8 protein-coding genes, 1 tRNA gene and 1 pseudogene are annotated in these 11,467 nt (G+C 71.1%); 4 read left to right on the top strand and 6 right to left on the bottom strand.

The features are described 5' to 3' along the window. Positions 1-46: 46 nt before the first annotated feature. From IE326_RS17240 to IE326_RS17225, 4 genes are all read right to left on the bottom strand, one after another. Positions 47-1,501 carry a Cys-Gln thioester bond-forming surface protein gene (locus IE326_RS17240; RefSeq protein ID WP_308440316.1) on the bottom strand — a complete coding sequence of 485 codons (1,455 nt, stop codon included), beginning with the start codon at positions 1,499-1,501 and terminating at the stop codon, positions 47-49. A gap of 258 nt (positions 1,502-1,759) precedes the next feature. Further along, positions 1,760-2,254 (bottom strand): single-stranded DNA-binding protein, encoded by a 495-nt coding sequence (locus tag IE326_RS17235; protein WP_150228242.1) that lies wholly within the window; start codon positions 2,252-2,254, stop codon positions 1,760-1,762. A 420-nt stretch (positions 2,255-2,674) separates the two neighbouring features. Next, positions 2,675-4,552, bottom strand: coding sequence for a YfjP family GTPase (locus IE326_RS17230; RefSeq protein WP_190042277.1), 1,878 nt, complete (start codon positions 4,550-4,552; stop codon positions 2,675-2,677). Between the two features lie 19 nt (positions 4,553-4,571). After that, a complete protein-coding gene (locus tag IE326_RS17225; protein ID WP_150228243.1) occupies positions 4,572-6,188 on the bottom strand; it encodes a dynamin family protein in 1,617 nt (538 codons plus the stop codon). A 295-nt stretch (positions 6,189-6,483) separates the two neighbouring features. Here IE326_RS17225 and IE326_RS17220 point away from each other — a divergent pair. Further along, positions 6,484-6,556 (top strand) — tRNA-Arg (locus tag IE326_RS17220). 189 nt (positions 6,557-6,745) lie between these two features. On the opposite strand, the gene IE326_RS40685 is transcribed toward IE326_RS17220, so the two are convergent. Both IE326_RS40685 and IE326_RS40680 read right to left on the bottom strand, forming a co-directional pair. Next, positions 6,746-7,084: an SPDY domain-containing protein gene (locus IE326_RS40685; protein ID WP_229915379.1), complete on the bottom strand. Its 339-nt coding sequence runs from the start codon at positions 7,082-7,084 to the stop codon at positions 6,746-6,748. A gap of 227 nt (positions 7,085-7,311) precedes the next feature. Next, positions 7,312-7,374: pseudogene (locus IE326_RS40680) on the bottom strand (hypothetical protein); the annotation flags it as partial. A 463-nt stretch (positions 7,375-7,837) separates the two neighbouring features. Here IE326_RS40680 and IE326_RS17210 point away from each other — a divergent pair. From IE326_RS17210 to IE326_RS17200, 3 genes are read left to right on the top strand one after another with little or no spacing between them, the layout of a single operon-like run. Beyond that, entirely contained in the window at positions 7,838-8,800 is a 963-nt protein-coding gene (locus IE326_RS17210; RefSeq protein ID WP_229915378.1) for a serine/threonine protein kinase, read from the top strand. A 44-nt stretch (positions 8,801-8,844) separates the two neighbouring features. Then, complete coding sequence (locus IE326_RS17205) at positions 8,845-9,423, top strand: ABC-three component system middle component 2 (RefSeq protein WP_190041955.1); 579 nt, start codon at positions 8,845-8,847, stop codon at positions 9,421-9,423. Further along, positions 9,420-11,435: a P-loop NTPase family protein gene (locus IE326_RS17200; protein WP_190041954.1), complete on the top strand. Its 2,016-nt coding sequence runs from the start codon at positions 9,420-9,422 to the stop codon at positions 11,433-11,435. Before IE326_RS17205 ends, IE326_RS17200 begins: the two co-directional genes overlap by 4 nt. Positions 11,436-11,467: the final 32 nt, after the last annotated feature.

Below are 11,467 nucleotides of genomic sequence, written 5' to 3'. Positions count from 1 at the left end.
GCCGTTCGGTCCCTGCCGTTCGGTCCGTGCCGACCGGCGGTGCCGCTTACTGACCCGCGGCCTTCTTCTTGCGGAGGAAGAACACCGCGGCGCCGCCGGCCAGGACGAGCGCGACGGCGATGCCGGCGATCATCGGGGTGGCGTTGGAGCTGCCGGTCTCGGCCAGGTCACCGCCGGTGGTGCCGGTCGTACCGGTCGTGCCGGTGGAGGCGTCCGTGGTGGTGCTGGGCGCCGGGGTGGCGGTGGTCGACGGGGTGGCGCTCGTCGAGGGGGTCTCGGACGGGGTGCCGGTCGACGGGGTGTCCGACGGGGTCGCCGTCGGCTCCGGGGACGGGGCGGTCTTGCAGTCCAGGACGCCCTTGAAGGACTTCGAGAAGCCGTTCGCGTCGGTCACGGTGATCTCGTACACCGCGTCCTCGTCGACCGGGACCGTGACGGTCTTGGTCTCGCCCGGGGCGACCGTGTAGGAGGTGCCCTTCACGTCGAAGGTCCAGTCCTCGTCACCCTCGTTGGTGGCGGTGACGTCGACGCCGCCCTTGGCGCAGTTCTCGGCGACGGTGACGGCCGGAACGGGGCCGGTCTTGGCCCAGGAGGCGGCGACCTCGGCGTTGACCGCCGACTTGCTGCTGCCGGCCAGGATCAGGGTCTGCTCGTGGCCCTCGACGCTGCCGAAGACGCGGCCGATCTGGACCGTGGTCTCGGTGGCCAGGCTGATCTTGGTCTCGCCGTCGGCGGTGCCCGCCGGGACGTCGAGGAAGAGCTCCTTGCCGTTGCCCGTGGTGGTGACGGCCTGGCCCGCGCCGTCGACGACCTTGACGCCCGCCGGGGCGTCGGCCGGGAGCGAGACGGTGACGGTGCCGTCGGCGGCGGTGGTGGCGACCTTGACCGGGCCGAGCTTCTCGCCGGGCTTGCCCGCGAGGGAGGCCGGGGAGGCCGCGAGGGAGACCTTGGGCTCCTCCTGCTCGGGGGCCTTGGCGGCCTCCGCGACCAGGTACTCGGCGAGCGCCTTGGCCTCCGGGTCCTCCGGGGTGGCCGTGACGTCGTCGGAGTACTTCCAGATGGCGGCCTGGGTGGCCGTGGCGGCCTCGTCACCCGTGAGGGAGCCGACGCCCGCCTTGCCGGCGAGCGCCTTGAGGTCGTTCACCTGGGGGTAGGAGTTCTGCAGGATCCAGCGGATCTTGCCGGCGTTCTTGTTCTCGTGGAGCGTCGACTTGTCCCAGTCGGTCTCCTTGTACTTCGTGCCCGGGTCGGTCGACGTCCACAGGTCGATGCAGTACGCCTGGAGCGAGCCGCCGCCCTCGACGGTGAGGTCGAAGAGGCCGCCCCACTGGATCGAGTCGCCCCGGTCGCTCTCGATCTTGATCTTGCCGGACTCGGTCAGACCGCCGAGCGTCGCGGCGGCACCGTGTCCGCCCGTGCCGGGCTCGTCGGCCATCGCCGGGCCCGCGAAGGCTATGGCGCTGGAGACGACCAGGCCCGAGACCAGCGTCGCGGCGGCCATGCGGGCAGCGCTGCGCCCACGAACTGAAAACATTGATTTCCCCTCCGGGCGAGCCGCTCCGCGAACGTGGTCGATTCGCGTGGGGGGAGCGCCCGCCTGCAGCCTCACTGACCCAATGGGCTCATGCGCCTCACTGAGTACTCGGGAATCCTAGGGAGGCGGAAGAGCCCGGTCCCCGGTCATACGACGAGATAACCATTCCGTCTCGGAATCGTTATACCCCCGGCGAGTTGGTCGACAAATCCCCACAACGCATGGTCAGGGGGCGGTTACCAGCTGGTGTGCGGCGGTCGTCCAGGGGTCCTCCTCCCCCTTCGGATCGGCCCTCGCCACCCCCCTGCGATCCGTCAGGTCGCCCTCGCCCGGGAGCGTTCCGCCCCCCGGCCCCGGCTCGGTCCGCACGGTCCTGCGGAAGGCCGAGGTGCCGCGCGTCAGGTCGTGGCCCACGGCGAGCGCGTCGATGTCGACGAAGGTCTTGCGCTGCCCGTCGCGCTCGTCCTCACGGACCTTCAGCCGGCCGTGCACCACCAGCGGTTCCCCCACCGAGACGGAGGCGGCGAGGTTGGCGCCGAGCGTCCGCCAGGCCGAGACCGTGTAGAAGCTGGTGGCGCCGTCCGTCCAGGCCGCCCGCTCCCGGTCCCACCGCCGGGCGGTCACCGCGAACCGGAAGCGGGCCACGCCCCCCGCCACGGTGTCCCGGTACTCCACCGCCGTCGCCACGTTCCCCACCAGCGTCACCGTCGTGTCGTTCATGTCCGTGCCCCTCCCTGGCCCCGCGGGCTCCACGCCCCGGGATCCGCTCCCGTCCTGGTGGACACCATGCTGACCGGACGGCGGAAAGCCCGCCGGCGCCTGTGGACGACCGACGGGCTGTGGACAACTCCCCCACCCGGTGGGGGGACGGGGCGTCCCACCCGGTAGGGGGACGGGGCGTCCCATCCGGGAGGGGGGGACGGGTCGCCCCATTCGGGAGGAGGACAGGTCGCCCCGTCCGAGAGGGGGCAAGTCGCCCCATCCGGAAGGGAGACGAACCGGCCCTCCGGGAGAGAGGCGGCCCCTCCCTCAGGGAAGCGCTCCGGTCCGTCCTCCCCCTCCGGGGAGGGGCGGACCGGGAGGCCGGACCGGGAGAGGCGGACCGGCAGAGGCGGACCGGAGCACTTCCCCCCTCCCCGCTCAGCGGACGCGGGCTCCCGCCCTGGTCGCGCCCAGCCGCAGGGCGCCGCCGCGGCCGCCCGTGCCGACGATCCTCGGCGAGGGACGGGGACCGGCCACCTTCGCGTACTGCTCGCGCACCTCGCGGTACCGCAGCAGTTCGGCCGAGACGGGGTCGAGGACCCGGGCCCGGCCGCAGGCGGCGGCCGCCTCCGCGAGCTTGCGCTCGGCCTCCTGCCCGTACCTCCGGGCCGGTCCCTTCACCGCGCTCTCGCAGGCCCATTCGATCAACGGGCCGCCGACGATCCCGGCCAGCATGACCAGGACCGGCGGCAGCAGCCCGGGGGGCACGACGCCCACGATCTGGCCGACCAGCCACAGGGCGCCGAAGAGCTGGAGGAGCGTCATCAGGACCTGGGCGAGGACGGCGGCCGGCCACCAGGCGGGCCGGGGCGGGCGGGCGGCCGGGTCGCCGAGGCCGGCGGCCAGCTCGTCCAGCGCCTCGGGCAGCCCCTCGGCGCCGCGCTGCGCGGCCTCCCGCACGGCCTGTGCCCAGGGCGCGGGCAGCCCCAGCGACGCCTCGTCGGCCACGATCCGCACCGCCTGCTCGACCCGCTGGCGGGCCGTCAGCTCGTCCTCGACCGGCGACGCGAGCCGCGGATCGGTGGAGCCGTGCGCGCGCTGCCGCTCGTACCAGCGGTAGAGCCGCAGCCAGGGGCTGCCGCAGGCGCGGATGGCGCCCCGCCGCCAGACCCGCTCGGCGGCCTCGCCGGCGGCCTGGGCGCCGACGGCGACGGCGAGGCGGCCCGCGAACTCCTCGCGGCTCCGCTCGCCGAGCCCCACCCGCCCGTCCGCGACGTACGCGGGCCGCAGCCGGGCCGCGGCGGCGTCGATGTCGGCGGCGAGGCGACGCTCGGGCGCGGTGCGTTCCTGGACGAACCGGGCGAGGAGTTCGCGCAGTTCGGACACCCCCTCGCCGGTGAGGGCGGAGACGGGCAGCACGGTCGCGCCGGGTTCGCCGTGCTCGCCGAGGGCCATGCCGTCCTCGTCGAGGAGCCGGCGCAGGTCGTCGAGGACCAGTTCGGCGGCCTCGGCACCGAGCCGGTCGACCTGGTTGAGCACGACGAAGGTGACCTCGGCGTGCCCGGCGAGCGGCCGCAGATAGCGCTCGTGGAGGGCGGCGTCGGCGTACTTCTCCGGGTCGACGACCCAGATCACCGCGTCGACCAGGCCGAGCGCCCGGTCGACCTGGTCGCGGTGGGCGGTGACGGCCGAGTCGTGGTCCGGCAGGTCGATGAGGACGAGCGACTGGAGCGCGGCGTCGGCGGCCCCGCCCGCGAGGGGGCGGCGGCGCAGCCGGCCGGGCACCCCGAGCCGGTCGAGGAGCCCGGCGGCCCCCTCGGACCAGGTGAGGGCGAGCGGGGCGGAGGTCGTGGGGCGGCGCAGCCCCGTCTCGGAGACGGCGACGCCGGCGAGGGCGTTGAAGAGGGTGGACTTGCCGCTGCCGGTGGCGCCGGCGAGGGCGACGACGGTGTGCCGGGAGGAGAGCCGCTGCCGGGCCGCGGCCTCGTCGAGGACCCGCCCGGCCTCGGCGAGGGCCTCGCTCTCGACCCGGGTGCGGGAGAGCCCGACGAGTTCGTGCAGGGCGTCGAGCCGGGTGCGCAGCCCGCCCCCGTAACTCCCGCCGAAACCGCCGGCGTCGGAGCCCTCGCCGTCGTCCGCCGGCTCCCCGGACGTCTCCCCGGGCATCTCCCCGGGGGCGATCCGCTCGGCGGCCCGCCGGGCGATCAGCCCGTCGTCCCACCGCTCGCTCTTCTCCGCAGCCGCCTTCGACCGTTCCGACCTCTCCGACCTCTCCGGCCGCTCCGACCGCTCCGGCCGCCCTGGCGTCTTCGTCATCTCCGGCTTCTCGGCCACGTCACTTCTCCTTCTGCAGTACGGAGAGCGCGGCGATCAGCTCCGCCTGCGGCTCGGGGGTGACGCCGAGGGCGTCGAGGGGGGCGAGGCGCCGGTCGCGTTCGGCGTGCAGGACGCGGTCGACGTGGGTGAGGACGAGGTCGCCGCCCTTGTCGCGCAGGCGCAGGGCGGCCTGGGCTCCGAGGAGTTCGGCGAGGCGCTCGCCGGCCGGGCGGGCGCGGCGGCCGCCGAGGAGGGAGGCGGCGAGGAGGGCGGCGACGGTCTCCGCGTCGGGGAGCGCGACACGGGCGGCGCCGCGGCCGGAGGGCTTCTCCACGCCCCGTACCTCCTCCTCGGCCAGCTCCTCCAGGACGCGCCGCCAGCGCCGCACCTCCAGGCCGATCCGCTCGGCGACCGCCCGGTCGCCGCCGGGGGCGGTGCGCAGCGCTCCGGCGGCGGGTTCGCGGCGGTGGACCTCGCGGATCGTCTCCTCGGCGGCGGAGACGGCGCAGTGGAGGAGGGCGGCGAGGGACTCGGTGAGGGCGTCGAGGAGTTCCTCGGCGGTGCTGTCGCGCGGGTAGGCGCGCCAGCGGGCACGGGCGTCCCCGGCGAGCACGGCCCCCTTCCCGAGCTCCTTCCGCACGCGCGCGCCCTGCCCGCGGTAGGCGTTCTCGACGGCGCCCCCGAGGCGTACGGCGGCGGCGTACTGCGCGGCGACGGCCCCGGCGAGCTCGGGGAGCCGGGTGTCGAGGGAGTCGATGACGCCGGTGGCGGTGCGGGAGACGGCCTGCTGGCGGGCGGCGGGGTCCTCGGCCCGGTGCGCGAGCCACGCCCGCAGCGCGGCGACGGCGCTCTCGGGCAGCAGCCCGCACCCGTCCCCGGTGGACTCGGGCAGTTCGGGGATGGTGAAGCGCGGTACGTCCCCGAGCCCGGCCTTGGCGAGCAGCGCCTCGTACTGCCGGGAGACCTCGCCGACGACCTGGTGCGGCACCCGGTCGAGGACGGTGACGAGGGTGGCGTCGTACTCCTTCGCGGTACGGAGCAGGTGCCAGGGCACGGCGTCGGCGTACCGGGACGCGGTGGTGACCATCACCCAGATGTCGGCGGCGCACATCAACTCGGCGGCCAGCAGCCGGTTCTCGACGACGAGGGAGTCGATGTCGGGGGCGTCGAGCAGCGCCAGCCCGCGGGGCAGCGTGGCCGCGGTCTCGACCCGCAGGGCGTTGTCCCCGGCCTCGGCCCCGGCGGCCGGGTGCTCCTCGTCGGCCTGCGGCAGCCACACCCGGGTGAGCTGCGGCAGCACCCGCAGCCCGGCGAACCAGTGGTGGTCCTCCGGGTGGCAGACGAGCACCGGCGTCCGCGTCGTCGGCCGCAGCACCCCCGCCTCGCTCACCCGCCGCCCGACCAGCGAGTTCACCAGCGTGGACTTCCCCGCCCCCGTCGACCCGCCCACCACCGCGAGCAGCGGCGCGTCCGGGTCCTTCAGCCGCGGCACCAGGTAGTCGTCGAGCTGCGCGAGCAGTTCGGCCCGGGTCTGCCGGGCGCGTGGCACGTCGGGCAGGGGAAGGGGAAGACGCACGGCCGCGACTCGGTCGCGCAGGGCGGAGAGTGCGTCGATCAGCTGAGGCCGTTCGTCCAAGGTCACCACATGCGAAGAATGCCCAATTTATGAGCGTTTTTGAAGCGTATAAGAACCCTGCGCGCCGAAGAAGGGGAGGGGGAACGGAACCCCGGGCATAACGACTGCACAACACCCGCCGCGCACGACGCGAAAAGCGCTGCGCGAATCGCACCTGCCTGCGATTATCGGTTCGCTTCACCGAACCTCCACATCGTGCCACGCAGGCGAAGCAACCGGCCCGAGGCGACAAGAGCCCTATCCTTGTCCCCGCAGGCACACCCAACCCGGGCCACCAGGCCCAAGGCCACCACCGGCCCCCGTAGCTCAGCGGATAGAGCAGGTGCCTTCTAAGCACTTGGCCGCAGGTTCGAGTCCTGCCGGGGGCGCAGAGCGAGGCCCCTCCTTCGGGAGGGGCCTTTTTGCTGGTCAGGGGCGGTTTTCGGTCGGGGGTGAGGGGGTCGGGGAAGGCTCCCCCAGTGGCTGGATCTGTCCGGCTGAATCCGGTCAGAGGCGGCCCCTGGCGGCTGGATTTCCCGAAAACTTCCCGAAGTTTTGACGTCGCCCGCTGTCCTGCCTCAATCGGATCCGCGTGCTCTCCTCCGCCGCCGGGTGCCTGGGTGGATGACGTCGAGCTGCCCCTCGACGCCGGCGGGCAGGCAAGAGCGCGGCACGGGATGGGGGGAGGCGAGCGAGGCGGCGAAGATCGCGACCAGATCGTGAGGCGTGCTGCCACTGAAGGTCGCGCACCAGAGATACGAGGTGCCGACAGAAGGTTCCGCCCACGCCTGCCAGCCGAAGCGACCAGGCCGCGGATCGGCATCGCGAACGAGCGGGGGCACTTCCTCCAGCGAGATGCCGGCGGAGAGCCCGGGGCGAGAGCGGCGATGAGCGGGCGGTCGATGTCGCGTACCCATCCTTGGGCACAGGCCGCCGAGAGGACGATCTCTGGGCCATCGAAGGAGAAGGCGGGGTCCGTGCGGGCCTCGAGGGCGAGAAGGAAGTCGGTCAGCGCCTCGTGGGGGACGCCGGCGGTGAAGTACGCGTTCCACTCAGGCAGGCCGCTATCGGGATGGGACCGGGCGGAGATCTGCCAGGCAACCGGAAGGTCTCCCAGTTCGAACGAACAGGCGGCGCGTGTCCACTCGGCACCACACAGCCCGTTGGGGCTCGTGTAGAGAAGGGTGTCGCGGGCAGTCGGCCACATCCGCCAGCCGGCAGACGAGAGGGTCGCGGCCACCTGGTCGGCGAGAGACTCGTCGTCGCCCGCCAGGTGACGAGGGGTAACCCAGTAGGTCGCGTCGGGGAGGGGGATCGTTTTGGTGCTGCCGGTGCAGGGTGCCTCCATGGGATTGGGGCTCTTGGGCGGCCATCTACCTTGGCATGACCACGGAAGTGCTTCCAGTTCCTTCGGGCTCCTTCCCCGTCTGCCTCCGGCGAACTGGCACAACAAAAGGCTGTAGATTCTCGGCTTCCGTGGCCAGACCTCAGATCGGGTGGCCACTGTGTGGCCCTTTGGCCACGGCCACCGCAGCCCCTCTTGATCGCCAAAAACCACGACGACTACGCTGCCCTCGTCACGGTGTGTCGCGCGGCACGAACGGTCGGCAGACGTCGGCACGTAGGTGTTGCCTGAGGGGGATGCGGGGTGGGCCGGCTTGGATCGCCCCATGGCCGTCGCGGCTGGTGTGCCGCCCATCCAGTTCGGCGTGCACGAGTACCGCACTGGGAGCGCGGACGGTGCCCGCGCCGACTTCGAGAAGATGGTCGCGCAGCTGGCTGCTGCTACCACCCCGAACGTCCGGATGATCGCTGCCAACCCAGGTGACTGGGGAGTGGATGCCTTCGCCGGTGATCTCGGTGGGGCCATCACGGTGTGGCAGTCCAAGTACTTCATGCCGGTGACCACCACGAGCCATTCGCAGCAGATTCGGGACTCGCTCTCGCACGCTCTCAAGGCAGCCAAGGAGCAGGGTCACACGATCACGATCTGGGTTCTGTGCATCCCGTCCAGCATGGATGGTCCCGCAGCAAAGTGGTGGGACGGTTGGAAGAAGCGGATGCAGAAGGAGCACAGCCTCGTCATCGAGCTGTGGGACGAGACAGCCCTGATGCGTCGGCTTCAAAGCCCCGAAGGCGACCAGGTTCGCCGTGCCTACTACGAGCCGTACGGGTCTGCACTGCCAGCAGTTGAAGAACAGCTTCGGCTGGTGTTGGAGGTGGAGGACGAGAAGGCGGTCGCCCTCGACTCGGCATTGTTCGTCCGGCAGATGGTCGAGGCGGGTCATGTGGAGCTGACCGCAGCCAAGCGGCAGTTCTTCAACGCTGACCTGGTGGCTCGCGAGATCGCGCACAAGGCGGTGCCTGCGGAGGTGGCCGCACTCAGTTCAGCCGACGCCACGTTGCACGGATTGTGGGAGATGCAGTTCAACGAGTGCTGCGCCGAAGACGCCCTCCCGGCACTGCATCGGCGTGTGTGGCGGGATGTGCGCGACGAGCACGACAAGCTGCCCAAGAACTTGCGCCTGGAACTGGTACACAGCTGGGGTCTGGTGCACCGGCTGGTAGACAACCGCAAGGCGGGTTGGGTCAAACACTGGCGACAGATCGCTGACAACCATTCCGACGGCTGAGCGACGCCGTGCCTGTCCCGCCAAGACGATACGAGGGGTTCGCCGTGGAAGCACACCGTCCGGTAGTAATGCCGGAGGACGAGGTGCAGTTCCGGCTCGCCCAGCTCCTTCTCCTCCTGGACGCTGTTGCCGGGCATGACGCGAACGGAGCGAGCCTGGAACGTATCGGCTACTACGACTTCCTGTCCGCGAACCCGTTCCTCGTGATCCGGTCCGAAGACCGAGAGGCCAACCTGTTGCGACTGGCCGGCTTCGATCCGCAGGTGCTGTCCTACGCCTCCTCCTCGCAGCGGTTCACCAGCCGCCGCGAACGGATCCAGCACGACCTCGCGCTCCTTATTGCCTACGGATGCTGCGAGGTCCACAACCACAAGGGTGCCCTCGCGTACACCATCAGCCCCCGTGGCCACGAACTCGGGGCGCAGTTCACCGCGACCTACGCCGACTCGTTCAGCACCGCTGCGTCAATCGTCGTGCGCCGACTGCACCGGCTCAGCGACAAGGCTCTGCGGGAGCAGACGGCGCGGTGGCTGCGCCCGGACGGCCACGGCGGCCCCGGTGCCGCACTCATGAGCGTCCTGGGCCCAGAACCACACCCGTCCGACATGCCCTGGGAGGGATGATCACCATGCAGCCTCTGCCCGGCATTCGGATCCGGCGTCTGCGCCTGGCCGGCATCGATCGCACCTATGACGTCGACTTCAGAGACGCGCAGCGCGTGCGCCCTCTGTCCGTGGTTGCCGGAGCCTTCAGCTCGGGCAAGACCGCGGTGCTGGAGTTCATCGCGTACGGGCTCGGTGCCAAGAGACACCCCCGGCATCCGGAAGTGCTGAGGAAGGTCCGCTCCTGCCTTCTCGAAGTCGAGCTGTCCGGCGAGCCGCACGTGATCGAGCGCTCCGTCGGCGAGCCGTCGAAGGTCGCGTACGTGCGCCGGGGAACGCTCGACAACCCCGCCCTGTCCAACGCCGAGAGCAGGCCAATCGAGCCGGCCGGGGCACCCGACAGCTTGTCCTCACTCCTCCTGGGGCACTGCAAGCTCGAAGGCGTTCAGCTGCGTGAAGCACCCACGAGCCGCGAGTCCCGCACGGACCCACTGAGCTTCCGTGACCTCATGGCGTTGGCGTTCCTGCCGAACGAGCGCGTAGCCGACAAGCACTTCCTCTTCGAGAACCAATTCATGAAGAGGCACAAGCTGAAGCAGGTCGTCGACGTCGTCTTCGGCGTCCACGACGACCGGGCCGTCGAGCTCGGTCAACGCATTCGCGAGCTCGGGACCCGCCTCAGCAACGCGAAGGCTGAGCTCGCCGGCGCCCGGGCGTTCGTACAGGAGCAGCGTGGCCCCATCGACCTGCGAGACGCGCTCACCCCTCAGGCGTTCCACTTCGAGCTTGCCGAGATCGCCGAGCAGCTCCAGGCACTCGACCACCAGGCCCAAGCCGGTACGGCCTTCGCTGCCCAGCTCCGCCGCGAGCATCAGCAGGCGGCCCAGACATCCAGGCGAGCCGCAGCCGTCTTGCGAGACTGCGAGAGCCAGCTCGCCCGCATGCTGCCTCTTCGCGCGCAGTACGCCGACGACCTCCTCAAGCTGGGCATGTTGGCCGAGGCACGACAGCTGTTCGACCCCCTGAGCGTCACAACGTGCCCAGCCTGCTTGCATCGTCTGGCCGGCCCGCCTTCGAGGACGGATGGCCAGTGCAGCCTGTGTCACCACACGCTTCCCGAGGGAGAGGAGCCCCTCACTCTCGGTTCGGCGGACTCCGAGCATGGCACGGACGAGAACCGCCTGGACGTCGCGGCCGAGATCCGTTCCACAAAGGCCCGCCTGAAGGAAATCACCACCTACATCGACGAGCTCGACGCTTCGCTCACGGAGTTGAAACTCCACGCGGAAGACGCGGCACTGGCCGAACAGCATGCGGCTGCTGCCCTGGATGAGGCGACCTCCCCAGCGGTATCGCCCTACCTCGCCGCACGCGATAGTCTCCAGCGCCGCCGCGAAGAGGTACTGCGCCAAGCCCAGCACGCGGAGAACGCCGCCAAACTCAACGAAGGCATCGCCAAGCGCGTTGCCACCGTGGAACGACACGAAGCTCAGATCGCCGGCCTCCGCGAAGAACTCGACCAGCTGGGCGACGCCGCCCGCGACCGTGACCGCGTCCTGGCCCGCATCAGCGGACGCTTTGGCGAACTCCTGCACCAGTGGCGCTACCCCAAGCTCAGCCAGCCATTCATCGACTCAAACCTAACGCCGCACGTACGCGGTGACTCCTACCAGGAGGCCTCTTCCGGCGCCAGAACTCTCCTGACGCTGGCATGGCAGCTCGCCGTCTTCGAGGTCGCCATCGAAACATCAGCCGCACACCCGGGCTTCCTCATGATCGACAGCCCGCAGAAGAACCTCGGCCACGGCGGCACCCTGGACTCCACCATCGCCGACGCCGTCGCCATCGACGACTTCTACCGTCACCTGACGGCCTGGCTAGCCGAGCAGGGCGCAGGGGCCCAGGTCATCGTCGTCGACAACAGCCCACCCGACCTTGTCGAAGACTGCGTCGTCGTGCGGTACAGCCGCAGCGAGGACCGTCCTCCGTACGGCCTGATCGAAGACGAGGTCGGCACGGAGGAATCCAGCTAGTGGTCTGGTTTTGAGGTCGTGGGTCGCCACGT

Origin of the sequence: Streptomyces filamentosus (genome assembly GCF_014654895.1) — a bacterium.
Taxonomy (GTDB): domain Bacteria; phylum Actinomycetota; class Actinomycetes; order Streptomycetales; family Streptomycetaceae; genus Streptomyces; species Streptomyces filamentosus.
Note: the sequence above shows the minus strand (reverse complement) of the source record. Positions and strands in the feature narration are given on the sequence as shown.

Coding starts and splice junctions, on each gene's coding strand:
- IE326_RS17240 (WP_308440316.1), bottom strand. CDS start 1,501: ATGGCCGCCGCGACGCTGGTCTCGGGCCTGGTCGTCTCCAGCGCCATA.
- IE326_RS17235 (WP_150228242.1), bottom strand. CDS start 2,254: ATGAACGACACGACGGTGACGCTGGTGGGGAACGTGGCGACGGCGGTG.
- IE326_RS17230 (WP_190042277.1), bottom strand. CDS start 4,552: ATGACGAAGACGCCAGGGCGGCCGGAGCGGTCGGAGCGGCCGGAGAGG.
- IE326_RS40685 (WP_229915379.1), bottom strand. CDS start 7,084: ATGGGTACGCGACATCGACCGCCCGCTCATCGCCGCTCTCGCCCCGGG.
- IE326_RS17210 (WP_229915378.1), top strand. CDS start 7,838: ATGGCCGTCGCGGCTGGTGTGCCGCCCATCCAGTTCGGCGTGCACGAG.
- IE326_RS17200 (WP_190041954.1), top strand. CDS start 9,420: ATGATCACCATGCAGCCTCTGCCCGGCATTCGGATCCGGCGTCTGCGC.